Source organism: Flavobacterium cyclinae, from assembly GCF_021172145.1.
Classification (GTDB): Bacteria; Bacteroidota; Bacteroidia; order Flavobacteriales; family Flavobacteriaceae; genus Flavobacterium; species Flavobacterium cyclinae.
Genome location: NZ_CP089095.1, coordinates 1707477 through 1725961 on the forward strand (window position 1 = coordinate 1707477; position 18485 = coordinate 1725961).

17 protein-coding genes are annotated in these 18485 nt (G+C 32.9%); 5 read left to right on the forward strand and 12 right to left on the reverse strand.

Annotation, left to right across the window (positions count from 1 at the left end; genetic code table 11):
• Positions 1–57 precede the first annotated feature (57 nt).
• Genes LOS86_RS07925 through LOS86_RS07940 form a run of 4 tightly spaced genes read right to left on the reverse strand, consistent with a single transcriptional unit; the run spans position 58 to position 3109 of the window.
• The gene (locus tag LOS86_RS07925; RefSeq protein ID WP_231841570.1) at positions 58–1020 is read right to left on the reverse strand and encodes a sodium-dependent bicarbonate transport family permease; all 963 of its coding nucleotides are present in this window, start codon (positions 1018–1020) and stop codon (positions 58–60) included.
• A gap of 18 nt (positions 1021–1038) precedes the next feature.
• Complete coding sequence (locus tag LOS86_RS07930) at positions 1039–1992, reverse strand: L-threonylcarbamoyladenylate synthase (protein WP_231841571.1); 954 nt, start codon at positions 1990–1992, stop codon at positions 1039–1041.
• A 3-nt stretch (positions 1993–1995) separates the two neighbouring features.
• Positions 1996–2850, reverse strand: a complete 855-nt coding sequence (locus LOS86_RS07935) for a DUF6671 family protein (protein ID WP_231841572.1) — start codon at positions 2848–2850, stop codon at positions 1996–1998.
• Complete coding sequence (locus LOS86_RS07940; RefSeq protein WP_231841573.1) at positions 2840–3109, reverse strand: hypothetical protein; 270 nt, start codon at positions 3107–3109, stop codon at positions 2840–2842. The genes LOS86_RS07935 and LOS86_RS07940 overlap by 11 nt, the downstream gene beginning before the upstream one ends.
• Before the next feature lie 246 nt (positions 3110–3355).
• Here LOS86_RS07940 and LOS86_RS07945 point away from each other — a divergent pair, with 246 nt between their 5' ends.
• Complete coding sequence (locus LOS86_RS07945; protein ID WP_231841574.1) at positions 3356–4279, forward strand: LysR family transcriptional regulator; 924 nt, start codon at positions 3356–3358, stop codon at positions 4277–4279.
• 2 nt (positions 4280–4281) lie between these two features.
• Here the strand turns inward: LOS86_RS07945 and LOS86_RS07950 are convergent, their stop codons facing one another.
• From LOS86_RS07950 to LOS86_RS07960, 3 genes are read right to left on the reverse strand one after another with little or no spacing between them, the layout of a single operon-like run.
• Positions 4282–5085 carry an alpha/beta hydrolase gene (locus LOS86_RS07950; protein ID WP_231841575.1) on the reverse strand — a complete coding sequence of 268 codons (804 nt, stop codon included), beginning with the start codon at positions 5083–5085 and terminating at the stop codon, positions 4282–4284.
• Between the two features lie 8 nt (positions 5086–5093).
• Positions 5094–6218, reverse strand: coding sequence for a WG repeat-containing protein (locus tag LOS86_RS07955; protein WP_231841576.1), 1125 nt, complete (start codon positions 6216–6218; stop codon positions 5094–5096).
• Positions 6218–7393 carry a hypothetical protein gene (locus LOS86_RS07960; RefSeq protein WP_231841577.1) on the reverse strand — a complete coding sequence of 392 codons (1176 nt, stop codon included), beginning with the start codon at positions 7391–7393 and terminating at the stop codon, positions 6218–6220. The genes LOS86_RS07955 and LOS86_RS07960 overlap by 1 nt, the downstream gene beginning before the upstream one ends.
• A 551-nt stretch (positions 7394–7944) precedes the next feature.
• Between LOS86_RS07960 and LOS86_RS07965 the strand changes: the two genes are divergently transcribed.
• Positions 7945–8883 (forward strand): hypothetical protein, encoded by a 939-nt coding sequence (locus LOS86_RS07965; RefSeq protein ID WP_231841578.1) that lies wholly within the window; start codon positions 7945–7947, stop codon positions 8881–8883.
• Positions 8884–9569: 686 nt separating this feature from the next.
• On the opposite strand, the gene LOS86_RS07970 is transcribed toward LOS86_RS07965, so the two are convergent.
• The 5 genes from LOS86_RS07970 to LOS86_RS07990 all read right to left on the reverse strand — a co-directional run bounded on the left by LOS86_RS07970 (position 9570) and on the right by LOS86_RS07990 (position 16213).
• A complete protein-coding gene (locus tag LOS86_RS07970; RefSeq protein WP_231841579.1) occupies positions 9570–10979 on the reverse strand; it encodes a T9SS type A sorting domain-containing protein in 1410 nt (469 codons plus the stop codon).
• 53 nt (positions 10980–11032) lie between these two features.
• On the reverse strand, positions 11033–11569 hold the full coding sequence (locus LOS86_RS07975; protein ID WP_231841580.1) for a T9SS type A sorting domain-containing protein: 537 nt from the start codon (positions 11567–11569) through the stop codon (positions 11033–11035).
• Positions 11570–11691: 122 nt separating this feature from the next.
• Entirely contained in the window at positions 11692–13104 is a 1413-nt protein-coding gene (locus LOS86_RS07980; protein ID WP_231841581.1) for a T9SS type A sorting domain-containing protein, read from the reverse strand.
• Positions 13105–13157: 53 nt separating this feature from the next.
• On the reverse strand, positions 13158–13601 hold the full coding sequence (locus LOS86_RS07985) for a T9SS type A sorting domain-containing protein (RefSeq protein WP_231841582.1): 444 nt from the start codon (positions 13599–13601) through the stop codon (positions 13158–13160).
• Between the two features lie 635 nt (positions 13602–14236).
• The gene (locus LOS86_RS07990) at positions 14237–16213 is read right to left on the reverse strand and encodes an alpha-ketoacid dehydrogenase subunit alpha/beta (RefSeq protein WP_231841583.1); all 1977 of its coding nucleotides are present in this window, start codon (positions 16211–16213) and stop codon (positions 14237–14239) included.
• 336 nt (positions 16214–16549) lie between these two features.
• On the opposite strand from LOS86_RS07990, the gene LOS86_RS07995 reads away from it, so the two are divergent.
• The 3 genes from LOS86_RS07995 to LOS86_RS08005 all read left to right on the forward strand — a co-directional run bounded on the left by LOS86_RS07995 (position 16550) and on the right by LOS86_RS08005 (position 18448).
• Positions 16550–17503: an isopenicillin N synthase family dioxygenase gene (locus tag LOS86_RS07995; protein ID WP_231841584.1), complete on the forward strand. Its 954-nt coding sequence runs from the start codon at positions 16550–16552 to the stop codon at positions 17501–17503.
• 168 nt (positions 17504–17671) lie between these two features.
• Complete coding sequence (locus LOS86_RS08000; protein WP_231841585.1) at positions 17672–18070, forward strand: GxxExxY protein; 399 nt, start codon at positions 17672–17674, stop codon at positions 18068–18070.
• A 45-nt stretch (positions 18071–18115) separates the two neighbouring features.
• Complete coding sequence (locus tag LOS86_RS08005) at positions 18116–18448, forward strand: translation initiation factor (protein WP_231841586.1); 333 nt, start codon at positions 18116–18118, stop codon at positions 18446–18448.
• Positions 18449–18485: the final 37 nt, after the last annotated feature.

Consider the following 18485-nt stretch of genomic DNA (forward strand, 5'->3'; position numbering starts at 1 on the left):
AAACAATTAAAAGAAAATTATTTTAAGCACAATAGTAATCGTTTTATTTTCAATAATTTAAAAATTTTGAACCACATAAAAATACAAAGGCATTCCTATCGTAATGTTAACCGGAAAAGTTACAGCTAAAGCCATGGGTAAAAACAACCCCGGATTTGCTTTTGGTACTGTAATTTTCATGGCTGCCGGCACGGCAATATAAGAAGCACTTGCTGCTAATATTGAAAATATAAAACGATTGGAAATATCTTCGGTAATGAATCCGCTTAACCAAGCAAATAAAGTTCCATTTACTAGTGGAATAAAAAGAGCAAACACAAAGGGAAACCAACCGTGTTCAAAAAAGGATTTTAACTTTTTTCCACTTGTGATTCCCATATCCAATAAGAAAATGGCTAAGAATCCTTTAAATAAATCATTTGTAAAAGGTTGAATCCCTTCAGCTTGTTTGTCACTGGCTAAAAATCCAATAATCAAACTCCCCAATATTAAAAGTACACTTCCGTTTGTAAAAGAATGACGTAAAATTTCTGATTTATTAAACTTACTTGCTTTTTCTTTGTTAAAAAGTGTAATTAAAACCAAGCCCACTATAATAGCTGGCGATTCCATTAAAGCCATAATGGCAACCATATAACCATGTATTGAAATTTGATGCGATTCTAAATACGAAACAGCTGTTACAAATGTTACGGCACTAATAGAACCATAAGCAGCAGCAATGGCTCCTGAATCATATATATTTAGCTTGCGTTTTAGTACAAAAAATGTATATAATGGAATCAATATTGCAATTGAAATTCCAAATAGCATACACCACAAGATTTCACTCGTTATGGTTTCGTGCGATAACTCTTGTCCGCCTTTAAACCCGATAGCAAAAAGCAAGTAAAGTGAAATGAATTTGGAAGAATTTTGAGGAATTTCTAAGTCACTTTTTAAGTAAACGGCTAAAATTCCTAAAATAAAATACAATAATGCCGGATTGGTTAAATTTTCGAGTAATAAATTAAAATTCATATTAGTTAGTTTGTGTTATTATTTTTTTGCTGCTCGTTCTAAACGATCATTTATAGATAAACCTAATCCAAATTCTGGAAAACGTTCTGCTATTATGATATCTAAGTTCATCTTATCTAATTGATGTAATGCATCATACAACTTTGATGCTGCTATTTTCAAATCACTTTCTGGAGATAATACAAATTGATATTTCTCTTCTAAACTAGCTTCGGTTTTGTTAAAAAGCAATAGTCCTATTTTTTTATCAGAAAACCATTCCAATTCATTTTGAATGTTTCGGGTTAAAATAAAATCTGTTTTTGGAGCATAATGTTTTAACAACATTCCGGGGGCAATTGGTTGTTTTCTTTTTTTATTCAATACAACTACATTTTCAGAATATTTTTCAATTTCTTCCATGGCAAGTGCTCCTAAACGATAGACTTCCACCTTGTTGTTATTAAAACCTACAATAGTTGATTCTATTCCTGAATTACACGTCCCCCCATCAAGAACTAAACCTATTTGATTTCCAAAATAGTCTTCCACGTGAACAGCTTGGGTGGGACTTATTCTTTTAAATGGATTAGCGCTTGGGGCAACTAACGGAAACTCTAATTTATGCAATAATTCTAATGCAACAGGATGATTTGGAACTCTAACAGCAACTGTATCCTGATTAGCAGTTACTAAATCTGGAATATGAGGTTGTTTTTTTAAGATGAGGGTTAATGGTCCTGGCCAAAAAGCATTTGCTAATTCATAGGCGATTGGCGGAATATCACAAGCTACTTTTTCTAAATCCGAAATACTCTTTATATGAACAATCAAAGGATTAAAAGTAGGACGTTTTTTAACTTCAAAAATTTTATTGATGGCTTCCGTTTCATAAGCATTTCCTGCCAAACCATAGACGGTTTCGGTAGGAAATCCAATTATATTATTTCGATTGAGCTCTTCAACTGCTCTGTCTATATCTTTACTTATCATTTTTTAAGGATTACAAAAATCGCAATACATGGGATCTTCTTTCAGTTTGTGATTGGGATGCATTTTCTTTTCTTCAAAATGGCATTTTTGACATTGGTAAACGTGTGCTAAAATCGATTTTGTTGGCATAGAACAAGAACTACAAGCTAAGCCCGACTCTACTTTCACTATTCCAAAACCTGGCGACTGACAATTAGGACAAATCGAATGAATTTTTAAAAGAAGTTTTTTACATGCGGCTTCAATAATTGCCATTCGTGTTGGATTATACATAGCTCTCATGTCGGTTTCTACAAAGCAATATCCATTAGAAAAATACAATTCTTCAAATATTCGGTCGGCTGTATCTTTGTCATTTACTCCTTTGTTAATCGAATTCCAATCTTTCTCTTCATCTTTTATTATAATAGCATGAGATGGGAATTTTACTCTTTCTAAAAAGGAATTAAATGCTGATTTTGATGTAATTTTTTCCGAATTAAAATTTGTCTCCAGACTGATTAAGCGTTCAAAGATTTCTAAATTATTACGTTTGTCCACTAACAGAATTAACTCTTCATTTGCTGCAGCAAAAAAAACAGAAGGATGATTTCCAAAAGAACCTTCCGTTGCTATAGCTAAATCATAGCCTTCCAGCTCCATAGCTTGCAAACATTTTTGTCTTAAGGTTGTAAAAGCATCTTGTTTGCGCTCTACTTCACCACTAAAAGTACCCAGTGAATCAGTGTCAAATTGCTGAGATAAAATGCAATTTACACCAAGTTCGTTTTGTAACAAAGGAGCAATCACTTGCTCCTTTTTGTGTTTTGTTACAATTAGTAAATCTCTATCTTTAAAGAAATTTATATTAATTTTCATATTCAATTTCGATAAAAGACTTGATTATCAATTTCTTATTTTTTTGTTTGGCATCTTCTATAATTTCAGAGATATCAGATTTACTTTTATTTAAAGTATTTATTTGTTGTAGCGCCTGATCATCATCTTTACCAAATCGTATTTGCGAACTAAAGTTTTGAAGTTTATTAGAATTCAAGTTCTTATTACATAAATCCATCAAAATTTCTTTGGCTTCAGAGCAATTATAATTTCCGTTAATTAAATTTATTCTTTTCATGACGTACACCTTTTATTGTATGAATTTGTAATACACTTTTTATGAATACTAGCAGAACGATTCCAAGACTAATGAAAAAATCCAAATAAATAGTTGCCATACTAAAACAATTTAAATTGTGATTTGAGTAGTTAAAGATTTAAATGGATTTTTCATTATCATAGCAATTTTTTTCTGGTACAAAGTTGAAAATTAATATTTATATATTTTTATTTATATTTGTAATCATTAACATAATATTTTTTTATGAATTACACTTTAAATCAATTGCGTATATTTCTTAAAGTAGTACAAAATCAAAGTGTTACTAAGGCTTCGGAAGAGTTACATTTGACCCAACCTGCTGTGTCAATTCAATTAAAAAATTTTCAAGATCAGTTTGAAATCCCATTGACAGAAGTGGTGGGAAGAAAAATTTATGTTACTGATTTTGGTAAAGAAATAGCTGCTGCTGCTGCTCAAATACTGGAACAAGTAAATACAATAGACTATAAAACCTTAGCTTATAAAGGCCAATTATTTGGAAAAATAAAGTTTTCTGTGGTTTCTACAGGCAAATATGTAATGCCTTTTTTCTTAGCCGATTTCTTAAAAATGCATCCAGGAGTTGAATTAGAAATGGATGTAACCAATAAAAACAAAGTGGTAAAAAGTTTACAGCAGAATGAAGTAGATTTTGCCTTAGTTTCCATTCTACCTGAAAAAATGAAAGTAGAAAAAATCGATTTAATGCAAAACAAATTGTATTTGGTAGGTAATAACGAAGAAAAATTCAGCAATAAAACAAAAATGGAAACGATATTAGAGAATCGTCCTTTATTGTTTAGGGAAGCAGGTTCGGGGACACGCCAAACAATGGAGCGTTTTATAGTACAACAGGATTTAAAGATAAATAAACGCATGGAACTTACATCAAACGAAGCTGTAAAACAAGCTATTTTAGCAGGTTTAGGGTATTCAATCATGCCTTTAATTGGTATTCGTAAAGAATTACAAAACAATGAATTACAAATTATCCCATTAAAAGGATTACCCATCAAAACTGATTGGAGCTTGATTTGGGTTAAAGGCAAAAATCATAACCCAGCTGCCCTAGCCTATTTGGATTATTTAAAAAAGGAAAAAGAAGCAATTATTCATTCCAAATTTAGTTGGTACGAGACGATGTGAGTTTAGTTGAATGTCCAGATAAATGCTTTTTCTTTAGTAGCCCTAAATATGGTATGATGCTTTTCTTTTTTTTCGGGAGAATAATTCCACTTTAAATTGGGAACAGCATTTTTACTTAATATTTCACTCAAGGAATTCGTGTTTTTAAAAATATCTTTTGCACTTGAACCCGCAAACCAAAACCTTTTAGAAGCTTTAGGAAAAGCATTTAAATAATTTGATGCGTCTTTTAACAATTGCTGATTATTCCACCATAAAGAAGGATCAAATGCAATATAATAATCAAATGTTTCAGGTGATAATAAAAATGTTTCCGTTACAAAAAGTCCAGCTAGGGATTCTCCAAGTATTCCTTTTTCATCTGAAGTTCTATATTTTGAATTTATTTCTGGTATTAACTCTTCTTTTATAAATTTTCTAAACGCTTCAGAACCTCCCACAATTGGAGCAATTTCCTTATCAGTCGATACAGAAGTTGGTGGTGTTAAATCTCGTCTTCGTTCTGTATTTTCAATTCCTACCAAAATAAAGGGTTTGATTTTCTTTGATTTAATTAATTTAGATAATGTATTGGCGATATGTGGAAAATCCTCTTTTATACCTCCGTCAGGCATATATAAGACAGGAAAAGAAATAGTAGGATTTTTATATTCTTCTGGAAACCAAACATTAATAACTCTTTTTTCGTTTACATGTCTAGAATCAATGGCAAAAGTTTCATGATTAGGAATAGGATCTTGATTCAAAACGATATTAGATGGATAAATTCCAATAAAAAACAACGATAGAAAAACTAATAATTTCATAAAACAAATCAATTTTTATAAATAACTCCATTTTGTCCCACGTAATAGACCGAATTCGTATCCTTATTTTCAACCAAAAGAACTACAAAATCATTATCTAATTCTATAGCGGTTTTAATTTTATTAAAATCAGAAAACACAACTTTATGGGTTGCTAAAAAGAAAATTCCAGTTTGATTGTTTTGAGTAAGTTCTAAATAATGGAATTCTTTTTTAATTGCATCATATTCTGTTTTAAGCAATTGATTTCCATAACCATCCACCAATCCTTTTTTATGATTCTCTTCAATAATTAAATAATGTTTTTTTCCTTTTTCATAATTATAAGAATTAAAAAAATAGTCCAATTGTTTATACTTGGGTTGAAATCCAATTTTCTCTTTCACATCTACAAAACCAAACAGATTTTTCTTTCGTAATAAAAACAAATTACTTTCATATCGAATCGGAATTTTTTCCTCAAAATCCTTTGAGTTTTCATCTAAAGTATAGGATATAGCAGCTTTATCTTTATAAGTAACACTTGGAACAGTCATATAAATTTCATCATTCGGATCATCATATATAGCTGTATATAGATATTGTGTTATCGTATCATTGTTTACACGCCAACGGCATTTTCCTGTTCTATCATCTTCATCTACATAAACTATTTGATCGTAAATTACAGGAATGAGAATCTTTCCTGAAGCATCTGCAATCCCTATTTTGTTTTGTTTCTTTAACAAATAGGAATTATTTAAAATATCATCAATAGCATCATATTCAAAAGGCAAAAGTTGTTGGTTATCAGCAGCAACTAAACCTGACTTTCCTTCATCATTTGTAGCTATAAAATGAAAGGAATTAGATACATTTCTTAAATGCGCATATTGTAATGGCAAAAGCACTTTGTTTTTAGTATCAATTACACCCATTTTTTGGTTTTGATACACATAAGCATATGTCAAATACTTCAATCCAACCGAACTGGCATTAAAAAACCCAACACTATCATAAACAGGTTGTATCATTATTTTTCCAGCTTTATCACTAAATCCCCATTTTTTATTAGACACAAAAGGAATTAATTCGCTATTTTGTGCGTTACTCAAAACAGATGAAAACACCAAAATTAAAAATAGTTTTTTCATTATTTTTGAAGATTAAATTTATACGCTCCCCTTTCTATTTCACTACTGTATTCCTGAATTTCTAAATCTTTATTCAAAAAAGTACGTTTTAATGTTAAGCCATTTGAAGTAGTAATGTTCTTAAAATTAGGATAATCGATGGTGTTTTTTTCAATTAAAAACAAACCAAATTCATGCTCATATCCTGCTATAAATTGGGAAACATTTGATTTTTTAGAAAGTAACTTTTCATTTAAAAAGATACAATTTTGTGAAGAAACAAGTTTTCCTCGCTGCATATACAACTGCTTGTCATCATAACTTCCTTCAATTTCCTGATTCAAATTTTTATCAATGTAAATAAATGAAATTCCATCTGAATTAGGTTGGTCAAAAATTTGCAAAGTAACCGAATTGTCATTATTGGTATAAAGTGTTGTATTCGCTTCATACAAAAGCTTTCCTTTACTGTCTGTTTGAGAAATTTTTGAAGTAATTTTATACTCAAATACAATGTCTAATTTTTCACCGTTTGAAGACAATGGGGTTTCATTTTGATGGCTTTCCTTAATACAATCCAACAAAGCTTCTTTTGGTTCGTTAAAACTAATTAAAATATCATTCAAATTACTTTTGGCATTGCTATACGAATCTTCTTTAAATTGGGATAATTCTACCTCAATACCCATAATTGAAACCGCAATAATTGTAGCATTTGCTGGTAAATTTTGAAGCAATCCCATATCGTTCAAATACCTTTCAAAGCCACTTCCTGTTCGTCTACCAGTCCCCACCCAAAGTTGAATATCCACCACATCATTGTCAAATGAATACAAAGTGGCAGGTTGTCCAAACATTGGTTTAGTGATATTCGTTTTGTAAAATCCTCCTTTTGGAAAGGCCTCTTTAAAAGTCAAATAGGTCAAATGGTCTTGCGAACGAATTACAACAGTATTAAATGGTTTAAAATAAGCCAATACTTTTCCTGTTTTATTTCCATGAAGTAATCTGTTGAAAACAAAATACTTACCATTATCTAAACAAGTAAATTTTAATTTTATTTTACGATTATCATCGTTACTCGATTTGCTTTCATCAGCTAAAAAAAGATGGTCAACATTAAGGCTATACCCTATATTTTGTGCATAAAATTGACTTATAAAAAAGTACAAAAAACAAGAGAGAATTTTTTTCATTAAGTAAAATGTAATGATGTAAATGTAAGAAACTTTTTCTTTATGGGAGGTTGATTGTTTATTTATGTATAACAAACGAAATATATTACTAAAAAGTGTAACGCTCTGTGAAACTCTCCCAACGCAATCCATCCCGAAGCTTCGGGACAAAAGAAACTCCGTAATACTCTGTGTAAAAAAATAACCACAATAAGAAACTACATATGTTCGATTTCTTTTTTCAACCCAATGTTAATAATGTAAATCATATAAAATTGTATATTGAGCTAAAAAACATTATTGATATAGCAGTTTTTTAAAATTCACACTTAGTAAAACCTTTTTAAAAACATCAATTGGGCCTTCTAACAAATAATAATATTAAATGTTAAAATATGCGAATACTTTACCAGTTTTATAACTGTGCAATATTTGAATATTAGTATCAAAAAAATATAATTAACAACAAGTAAAAAAACACTTATCTTTGAATTTTTTATCAAATACTCTCTTAGCAAAAGTCAAATTTAGTTTGAATATGTTCAAATAGGTTTTTAAAATTTTGTATTAATATGTCAAAAATAATATTTCCTTTAATATTCTTTTTTTATATAAATTCATTACTAAGTCAATCATTTATTACAGTTGATAATGATACAAATGAATTTATCGAAGATGTTAATTATTCACTTTTTTTTAAAAAAAAGCAAGTATTTTATGGAAAAACAGAAAATAAAAAAATTACATCAATAAATAATGAAATTGAATATGACTCAATTTCATTATCAAGAATTGATTATTATACACTTGGTTTAGCTAAAGAAAAATTAGACTCTATTGTATATTTAACAAAAAAAATTGTTTATCTTAATGAAGTTGTTGTGAATCCCAAAAAAAACGACTATTTATTATTGGGTGAGACAAATCGTTTTATAAAAAAACAAAGTAGAGTATTAACAAAAGATATGAATTTTGGTATTCTATACAAAAATGAAAATGACAAAGTGATTGAAATAAAGAAAATAACATTTTTTATTGAAAAAAACATATTTCGAACAGCTTATAAGATAAATTTTTTTGAAGCAAGTGAAACTATACCTGTTAGAGGTAATCAATATGTTGATATTGGTAATTTAATACATACTACAGATACGCTATACATTGAAAAAAAACATAAAAATATTATTGAAATAGATATTTACTCAGAGTTAACAATTAAACCTCGAAGTTCAATATTTGTAACTATTCAACTTTTGAATTACTATGATGAAAACGATAAAATTATTATTCCTTCTAAATATGATTTAACAAAGCTAAAATTTCAAATATCAAACAAGTTAAATTATTATTCTAAAACTATTGATTTGTATACTAAAGAAATGAGTGATAATTTGATGAACATAAATTTAATGATAAATTATGATTTTGCTAACAAGTTTTTTCTTAAACCACATAAAAGCATTTTGGTATCTCCTGCAATTATATTATATGTAAAGGAATATGAAAATTAAAAATTTTTCCCATAAACAGATTTTGTAATAAAAGTCGCTTTTGTAAAATTAAAGAGTAGTTTACCCCTATAGCTTATTACCGATAATTTGGATGTGTGATACGATTTCTATATTTTTAACATATGAATCTATCCAATGTTCTATGTAAGCTTTTACCATAATAACAATTTACTAAACACCGTTTAGTCCACAACCTGAAACCTGAAGCAATAAAGTGAAACGCTCTGTGCAACTCTTTCAGCGCAATCCATCCCGAAGCTTCGGGACAAAAGAAACTCGGTGTAGCTCGGTGTAAAAAAATTAACCACAACCCGAAACCCGAAACCCGAAACCTGATGCAATAAAGTGAAACGCTCTGTGCATCTCTTTCAGCGCAATCCATCCCGAAGCTTCGGGACAAAAGAAACTCGGTGTAGCTCGGTGTAAAAAAATTAACCACACCCCGTAACTCGTAACCTGATGCAATAAAGTGAAACGCTCTGTGCATCTCTTTCAGCGCAATCCATCCCGAAGCTTCGGGACAAAAGAAACTCAGTGTAGCTCGGTGTAAAAAAATTAACCGTAACCTGATGCAATAAAGTGAAACGCTCTGTGAAACTCTCCCAACGCAATCCACTTCAAAAGAAACTCAGTGCAGCTCGGTGTAAAAAATTAACCACAACTTGAAACCTGAAACCTGAAACTTTCTACTCAACAACCAACTTACTACTAAAAACCACAGCTGCTCCTTGCTTAACCAAAACCAAGTAAACCCCAGCAGGATAAGCACTAACATTTAACTCATTAGTTCCTGAAACAGAATTTAAAGCCACCTCATGAATCAACCTACCCGTTACATCATAAATGGCAACAGTAGCATTAGCTAAAGCTAAATCATATTGTAAGGTCACCACATCCTTAGCAGGATTAGGATACATCGTAAAAACATTTTCTTGTTCAAATTCATCAGTACGTAAGGTAGCACAAAGCCCAGTCATTAGGGTTGGAACATAAACTGGATTTCCAATAGTACCATTACCATATTGCCCCCCTTGATTATCTCCCCATACCCAAACCGTACCATCGGATTTTGTGGCAATAGTAAACTGGTCATTACCAGCGCCACCTGAAACCACATCAACCCAGTTCGTATCAGCGCCAACTTGAACGGGAGTAAATTGATTAGTGGTGTTGCCAATTCCAAGCTGTCCTACATCATTAAGTCCCCAAGCCCAAAGGGTACCATCAGGTTTAATTCCAAAGGAGACTTTCCAACCTGCAAATATTTTAGACCAAGTATCAGTACCAACCTGCCTTGGATACGAACGATATAATGAAGGAGACAAACCATCTCCTGTTTGTCCATATTCCCCCCCTCCCCAAGACCACAAGGTGCCATCGGTTTTTAAGGCTAAAATATGGGCAACTCCAACATGAATACTAGCCCAATCAGTATCTGCATTCAATTGAGTGGGAACACTTCGTGCCATAACGGTATTATCACTTAATAAGCCTCCAGTATTTAATCCCCATCCCCATATAGTACCGTCATTTTTTAAAGCAAAAACTGTGGCACCCCAACTAGTTCCTTCAATATCTACCCAATGATTGGCTGTGCCAATTTGAATAGGGGTAAGTTGATTGGCACAACACGTATTATTCCCCATTTCATACTGATCATTTTGCCCCCAGCCCCAAATAGTGCCATCAGTTTTTAATCCAATAGTCATTTGAGTTGAAGAGGATATCTTCTGCCAATTAGTAGCGCTACCGATTTGTTGCAAAGTAAGATTTATTGTAGTTGTAGAACCATTACCTAATAGTCCGTACCTTCCATCTCCCATAGCCCACAAAGTACCATTATTTTTAATAATAAAAGTATTGTATGCTCCAGCACTTACTTTTAACCAATCAGTAGACGTTCCTATTTGAAAAGAGGAAGGATTTATGGAATTGGTATTCCCTAAGCTTCCAGCATCACTTGAACCCCATCCCCATAATGTGCCATCCGATTTAATAGAGACAACATGATATTCGCCAATATTAAAACCACTATAGCATTGACCATAAGTAGAAGCAGATACCCATAAAAAGAATAAAGTAATTTTTTTAAGCATAATTCGTTAGTTTAAAAACAGGTACGCTAAAAGCGTACCTGTTTAGGGTTATTCTATTTAATAATTAACTTGTGTTGCCATAAGATAGTATCCGCTTGTTTTACTACTAGCATATACAAACCTACAGGATAAGAGTCAATCGCTAAAGTGACTTCCTTATCAGCCGAAGATAAGGCTTTTTTAGCAATACTTCTACCTGTCAAATCATAAATTTCCAATATGGCACCTTCTAATTCTATAGGATAAGAAAGAGTTACGGCTGTAACGGCAGGATTAGGATAAAGACTAAAACTAGTTGGGTTAGAATTAACTTCATTCTTATCTACACTTGCCATTTTTCCAGTAGAATCACATCCTGCAACATCAACAGCAAATTTTATCATACACAATTCATAACCTGCTCTAGTAGGTATTGTACCTTGTAAAATCCAAGTCAATACACCTCCGTTAAAAGGACTTTGGGGAATAACGGTTACTTGAATTACGTTTTGTCCTGGCTGTAAAGTAAACGATGAAGGCAGTAATACTACTTGATTCGTCTCTTCACTCAATGTCACTTGATAAGGAACAGTCATACCACTATAAATCATTATTTTGCTGTTTTCCAAGTATTTACTCTCTTGTCATTCAGAGCCTGCTAGGAATCTCCTAACCTTAGGCACACCACTAAACACCGTTTAGTCCACAACCCGTAACTCGTAACCCGAAACCTCTACTCAACAACCAACTTACTACTAAAAACCACAGCTGCTCCTTGCTTAACCAAAACCAAGTAAACCCCAGCAGGATAAGCACTAACATTTAACTCATTAGTTCCTGAAACAGAATTTAAAGCCACCTCATGAATCAACCTACCCGTTACATCATAAATGGCAACAGTAGCATTAGCTAAAGCTAAATCATATTGTAAGGTCACCACATCCTTAGCAGGATTAGGAAACATCGTAAAAACATTTTCTTGTTGAAATTCAGAGGCACTTAAGGTAGCACAAAGCCCCGTCATTAGGGTAGGAACAAAAACCGGATTTCCAACGGTACCATTACCATATTGCCCCACTTGATTATCTCCCCAGGCCCAAACCGTGCCATCTGATTTTGTAGCAATAGTAAATTGGACATTACCAGAACCTCCAGAAACAACATCAACCCAGTCGGTATCAGTACCCACTTGAACAGGGGTAAATTGATTAGTGCTGTTGCCTATTCCAAGCTGTCCTACATCATTAAGCCCCCATGCCCACAAGGTACCATCGGGTTTAATTCCAAAGGATATTTTCCATCCAGCAAATACTTTAGACCAAGTGTCAGTACCAACTTGTCTTGGATACGAACGATATAATGAAGGAGACAAACCATCACCAGTTTGTCCATATTCACCCCCCCCCCAAGACCACAAGGTACCATTGGTTTTTAAGGCTAAAATATGGGCAGCGCCAACATGAATACTAGCCCAATCAGTATCAGAATTTAATTGTGTAGGAATGCTTCGTGCCATAACGGTATTATCGGCTAACAAACCTGCAAGATTCAATCCCCAACCCCATAGGGTGCCATCATTTTTTAAAGCAAAAATAGAGGCACCCAAACTAGTTTCAATATCTACCCAATGATTCGCTGTGCCAATTTGAATGGGAGTAAGTTGATTGGCACAACAGGTATTATTCCCCATTTCATATTGATCGTTTTGTCCCCAGCCCCAGATAGTTCCATCGGTTTTTATACCAATGGTCATATCACTCGATGCGGATATTTTTTGCCAATTAGTAGCGGTACCTATTTGTTGTAAGGTGGGGTTTAACTGAGTTGTTGAACCATTACCTAATAGTCCAAATTCACTATTTCCGATTCCCCAAAGCGTACCATTAGTTTTGATGAAAAATGCGTTGGCAACACCTGCAAATGTTTTATGCCAATCAGTGTCTGTTGATAACTGAAAGGGGATTGGATTAGTCATATTTGTATTGCCTAATTGACCAAAGGAACTATATCCCCAACCCCATAAAGTCCCATCTGATTTGATAGACAAAACATGAAAACCAGAACTTCTCAAACTAAATTCATCAAAACATTGACCAAAAGTAGATGCAGATACCCATAAAAAGAATAAAGTAATTTTTTTAAGCATAATTTCTTAGTTTAAAAACAGGTACGCTATAAGCGTACCTGTTTAGGGTTATTCTATTTAATAATTAATTTATTTTGCCATAAGATAGTATCCGCTTGTTTTACAACTAACATATACAGACCAGCAGGATAAGAGTCAATCGCTAAAGTGACTTCCTTATCAGCCGAAGATAAGGCTTTTTTAGCAATATTTCTTCCTGTCAAATCATAAATTTCTAATGTGGCACCTTCTAATTCTAGAGAGTAAGAAAGGGTTACGGCTGTAACGGCAGGATTAGGATACAGGCTAAAGCTAGTTGGGTTAGAATTAACTTCATTCTTATCTACACTAGCCATTTTTCCAGTAGAATCACATCCAGCCACATCAACTGCAAATTTTATCATACACAATTCATAACCTGCTCTAGTAGGTATTGTACCTTGCAAAATCCAAGTCAATACGCCTCCGTTAAAAGGACTTTGAGGAATAACGGTAATCGGAAAAAAATAATGTCGCATGAACTAATCTAAGTTTTTCAAATTTAGTAAAAAATGTACATAAAATTAATATTTAATTTTTTAACAAAATTAGTAGTGAGTTCAAAACATATAAAATATTATTCCTTTTTCTTCTAACTTCATTCCCACATTGTTCGTACAAACACCCCTTTTTACGAAGCTCGTTCGAACAACGTTCGAACAAACTACGAACATAACCCCCATAAAATCACACCTAGCCTATCATTAGCTATCAAAAAGTATCAAAACTCATCAAAACCCGTCAAAAGCTGTCAAAAGTGATTAAATGATTTTAATAAGATACTAGGTAGATACTCCATAGATAGTGTATGGATAAAGTATGGATAGTGTATGCAAAAAGAATTGTTTTTATCAGTTCTCGATACATTTTAGATTTGCAAATCTAAGGCTTTCCAAATCCAAAACACTCGAAGTGACGGTAGTGGAAATATGGAATTAAAAACATTAAGCTAAGAGCTTAAAAACTGTAAAACCGAAACCGCTCAGTCGTCACTTCGAGTGATTTTTAAAAGAAAAAATGCTAATTTTTACTTTTAAAAATTGTATCGAGAACTATAGAACCAAAACAAAAAAAGACACCCGAAAGTGTCTTTTAAATTATTTATGATGATGAATTAATAAGCTAATAATTCTTTCAATTCGGTTTCAAATCTACCTTTTGGTAAATATTGATCTTCTAGTGTTTTCATAAAAGGAATAGCTGATTCTAAACTTCCGACTCTTCTAACTGGAGCATCCAAGTATTCGAAACAGTTTTCCATAATCATGGCTGAAATATCACTAGCTACACCACCAAATAATGTATCTTCTTGTAAAATGATTACTTTATTAGTTTTCTTAACTGAAGCGTAAATCGCATCCCAATCCATTGGTTGTAACGTTCTTAAATCCAATAAATCTGCTTTAATTTCTGGATTTTTAGCTAACGTTTCTAAAGCCCAATGAACTCCAGCTCCAAACGAAATAATCGTAACATCAGTTCCTTCTTTAATCAAAGACGCTTTTCCGAAAGGTAAGGTGTAATAATCTTTTGGTACATCTTGATACACACTTCTATACAATTGTTTGTGTTCGAAGAATAATACTGGATTTGGATCGTTAATTGCTGTATTTAATAAACCTTTAGCATCATAAGGAAATGCTGGATATACCACTTTTAAACCAGGTGTTTTGGTAAACCAAGCTTCGTTAGTTTGTGAATGGAAAGGTCCCGCTTGAGTACCACCACCACAAGGCATGCGCACCACTACATCCGACTTTTCTTGCCATCTGTAATGTTGCTTCGCTAATAAGTTTACGATGGGATTAAATCCGGTTGAAACGAAATCTGCAAACTGCATTTCCATCACCGCTTTAAATCCGTTTATAGATAATCCGTTAGCCGCTGAAACAACAGCACTTTCACAGATTGGTGTATTTCTAACTCTTTCTTTACCAAATTGCGCTACGAATCCATCGGTAATTTTGAAAGCACCACCGTATTCGGCAATGTCTTGTCCCATAATCACCAAATTCTCATGGCGTTCCATCGACTGACGTAAACCATTCGAAATCGCATCAATCACACGAATATTTTCCATTTCTGAAGATGGATTATATGCCTCAAATTCGTAAGGTGCATAAACATCACCCAATTCTTCTTCTAGAGAGGCAACAATAGCTGGCTCTTCTTGAACTTTCGCCCAATCTGTATCGATTTCTTTCTTAATTTCAGCACGAATCGCTTCATCTTCTTCCTCTGATAAAACCGCTGTTGCTTTTAAGTAATTTCTATAATTCTCCACTGGATCTTTCACTGCCCACATGTCCATCAATTCTTGAGGTACATATTTCGTACCACTTGCCTCTTCATGACCACGCATTCTGAATGTTTTGAACTCTAACAAAACTGGACGAGGATTTTCTATCATAGAAGCTTTTAATTCCGAAATCAAATGATACACTTCTAATAAATTGTTACCATCAACAATGTGACTTTCCATTCCATAACCAACCCCTTTATCAGCAAGGTTTTCGCAACGGTATTGTTCGTTGGTTGGAGTTGATAATCCGTAACCATTATTTTCAATTACGAATAAAACCGGTAATTCCCAAACAGCAGCGATATTCAATGCTTCGTGAAAATCACCTTCTGAAGTTGCGCCTTCACCTGTAAATACTGCGGTTACTTTTCCATTTTTTCTTAATTTATTGGCTAAAGCGATTCCGTCTGCAATCCCTAATTGAGGACCTAAATGCGAAATCATTCCAATAATCTTATATTCTTGTGTTCCAAAATGGAAACTTCTATCACGACCTTTTGTGAATCCGTTTTTCTTACCTTGCCATTGCGAAAACAAACGGTGCAACGGAATTTCTCTTGTAGTAAAAACACCTAAATTACGGTGCATAGGTAAAATATATTCATCTTTATCCAAAACTGAAGTTATTCCCACAGAAATAGCTTCTTGCCCAATTCCAGAGAACCATTTTGATACTTTTCCTTGACGGATTAGAATCAACATTTTCTCTTCAATCAAACGAGGTTTTAAGATTTTCTTGTATAAATCAAGTAGTTGCGAATTCGATAAATCTTTTCTTTCAAAGTTCATGATACTGGAACAATTAAATTTTGCTCAAAAGTAATAAAAATAACATTTTGAAAGCGAATTGTTATAAAAAAAGATGAGACAAATTTCAAGGTCAAGAACAAGGTCAAGAACAAGTTCAAGTTCAAATTAAATATCAATTCCAAATCTCCCCATCATCATATATCCCCATCATAAATTATAAATCACCTATAACCTATCACCCATCACCCATCACCCATCACCCATTACCCATCATCAATTGTTAACAACTTTCCACTTTCACAATTAAAATAAATAATTACCTTTGTATTTACTTGGGTTAAAGCCCATTTGATTTATTAACAATTAATTTTAAGTATGCAACAAATTCCTAGTGTTGACTTACGTGATTTCCTGTCGGATGATCCGGCACGTAAACAAAAATTTGTAAATGAAATCGGAAAAGCCTACGAAGAAATCGGCTTCGTAGCATTAAAAGGTCATTTTTTAGATGACAAACTTGTAGAGGATTTATATTCAGAAGTACGAAACTTCTTTAATCTTCCTCTTGAAACCAAAGCTAAATACGAAATCCCAGGCATTGGCGGACAACGTGGTTATGTTTCTTTCGGTAAAGAACACGCTAAAGGTCGCTCTGCTGGAGATTTGAAAGAGTTTTGGCATTTTGGACAATACGTTAGCGAAGGTTCAAAATACACTGGCGAATACCCAGATAACGTTGAAGTAACCGAATTACCTAAATTCAATGAAGTAGGTAAAGAAGCGTACCTAATGTTAGAAAAAACAGGGGTTTATGTGTTAAGAGCTTTAGCACTTTACATTGGTTTAGACGAATTCTACTTTGATAAATACATCAAAGACGGAAACAGTATTTTACGTCCTATCCACTACCCACCTATTACTGACGAACCTAAAGATGGAGCTGTTCGTGCAGCAGCACATGGTGACATCAACTTGATTACCTTATTAATGGGCGCTCAAGGTAAAGGTTTACAAGTACAAAATCACAACGGCGAATGGATTGATGCCATGGCACAACCAGACGAATTAATGATTAACGTTGGAGATATGTTATCAAGACACACCAACAACAAGTTGAAGTCAACGATTCACCAAGTGGTAAATCCACCAAGAGAATTGTGGGGTTCTTCTCGTTATTCAATCCCTTTCTTTATGCACCCAGTAAGCGATATGAGTTTAAATTGCTTATCTGAATGTATCGATGAAAACAATCCAAAATTATATGAAGACATCACCGCTGGTGAATTCTTACATGAACGTTTGGTTGAATTAGGATTGATTAAGAAATAAAGGAAATAAAATTCCACCTAATAAAATTCCAAATTCCAAGTAACATTGGGGTTTGGTTTTTTGTTTAAAGATTGAAAATACATACACGCCATATTAGCACGCGGATGAAACGGATTTACTTCGTAAAACGCAGATTAAAACAGATTTTAAACCATAAAAATAGAATATATGCACTTATTACATGAAGATTTAACATCGTTAATTTTAAAAACTTTTTACGAAGTTTACAACGAATTAGGTTATGGTTTTCTTGAAAAAGTTTATCAAAATGCCTTATTGATTGAGTTAAGAAAAAAAGGACTTGAAGCAACTCCTAATAAAAAAATTAAAGTCTTTTACAAAGGAGAAAACGTTGGTGACTATTATGCTGATATAATTGTAAACGACACAATCGTATTAGAATTAAAAGCTGCCGATTATATTGTTGAAGAGTTTGAAAATCAATTGCTCAATTACTTAAAAGGAACTGATTGCGAAATTGGTTTATTATTAAACTTTGGGAAAAAGCCTGAATTCAGAAGAAAAATTTACGAAAACAAAAGAAAGAATAGAAAAAATCAGTTTTAATTCGCGCTTCGCTTTAGCGAATCCGTTTTATCCGCGTGCTAAAATATGGACTTACAAGAACAATTAAAAAAACTTTTTCCTAACCACGAAGTTTCTAACGAACCAGAAGCTATCGATGAAACGCCTCATGAATTACATATTCAAAAAGAACCAATGATTTGCAAATATGAGAAGCGAAAAGGAAAACCTACTACGATTATTTCAGGATATGAAGGCGAAGACGAAGATTTTAAAATCTTAGCGAAAGAAATCAAGAGCAAATTAGCAGTTGGCGGTACTTTTAAAGATGGCGAAATCATTATTCAAGGCGATTATCGTGATAAAATCATGAAACTATTACAAGACAAAGGATTCAAAACAAAACGCGTAGGCGGATAAATTTGTTTCAAGTTTCAAGTTCAAAGTTAAAGAACCT

Bases quoted from the DNA above. Each gene is read 5' to 3' on its own strand.
- LOS86_RS07970 (WP_231841579.1), bottom strand. From the start codon at position 10,979: ATGCTTAAAAAAATTACTTTATTCTTTTTATGGGTATCTGCTTCTACT.
- LOS86_RS07955 (WP_231841576.1), bottom strand. From the start codon at position 6,218: ATGAAAAAACTATTTTTAATTTTGGTGTTTTCATCTGTTTTGAGTAAC.
- LOS86_RS07930 (WP_231841571.1), bottom strand. From the start codon at position 1,992: ATGATAAGTAAAGATATAGACAGAGCAGTTGAAGAGCTCAATCGAAAT.
- LOS86_RS07945 (WP_231841574.1), top strand. From the start codon at position 3,356: ATGAATTACACTTTAAATCAATTGCGTATATTTCTTAAAGTAGTACAA.
- LOS86_RS07925 (WP_231841570.1), bottom strand. From the start codon at position 1,020: ATGAATTTTAATTTATTACTCGAAAATTTAACCAATCCGGCATTATTG.
- LOS86_RS07965 (WP_231841578.1), top strand. From the start codon at position 7,945: ATGTCAAAAATAATATTTCCTTTAATATTCTTTTTTTATATAAATTCA.
- LOS86_RS07990 (WP_231841583.1), bottom strand. From the start codon at position 16,213: ATGAACTTTGAAAGAAAAGATTTATCGAATTCGCAACTACTTGATTTA.
- LOS86_RS07995 (WP_231841584.1), top strand. From the start codon at position 16,550: ATGCAACAAATTCCTAGTGTTGACTTACGTGATTTCCTGTCGGATGAT.
- LOS86_RS07975 (WP_231841580.1), bottom strand. From the start codon at position 11,569: ATGATTTATAGTGGTATGACTGTTCCTTATCAAGTGACATTGAGTGAA.
- LOS86_RS07960 (WP_231841577.1), bottom strand. From the start codon at position 7,393: ATGAAAAAAATTCTCTCTTGTTTTTTGTACTTTTTTATAAGTCAATTT.
- LOS86_RS07940 (WP_231841573.1), bottom strand. From the start codon at position 3,109: ATGAAAAGAATAAATTTAATTAACGGAAATTATAATTGCTCTGAAGCC.
- LOS86_RS08005 (WP_231841586.1), top strand. From the start codon at position 18,116: ATGGACTTACAAGAACAATTAAAAAAACTTTTTCCTAACCACGAAGTT.
- LOS86_RS07985 (WP_231841582.1), bottom strand. From the start codon at position 13,601: ATGCGACATTATTTTTTTCCGATTACCGTTATTCCTCAAAGTCCTTTT.
- LOS86_RS08000 (WP_231841585.1), top strand. From the start codon at position 17,672: ATGCACTTATTACATGAAGATTTAACATCGTTAATTTTAAAAACTTTT.
- LOS86_RS07950 (WP_231841575.1), bottom strand. From the start codon at position 5,085: ATGAAATTATTAGTTTTTCTATCGTTGTTTTTTATTGGAATTTATCCA.
- LOS86_RS07935 (WP_231841572.1), bottom strand. From the start codon at position 2,850: ATGAAAATTAATATAAATTTCTTTAAAGATAGAGATTTACTAATTGTA.
- LOS86_RS07980 (WP_231841581.1), bottom strand. From the start codon at position 13,104: ATGCTTAAAAAAATTACTTTATTCTTTTTATGGGTATCTGCATCTACT.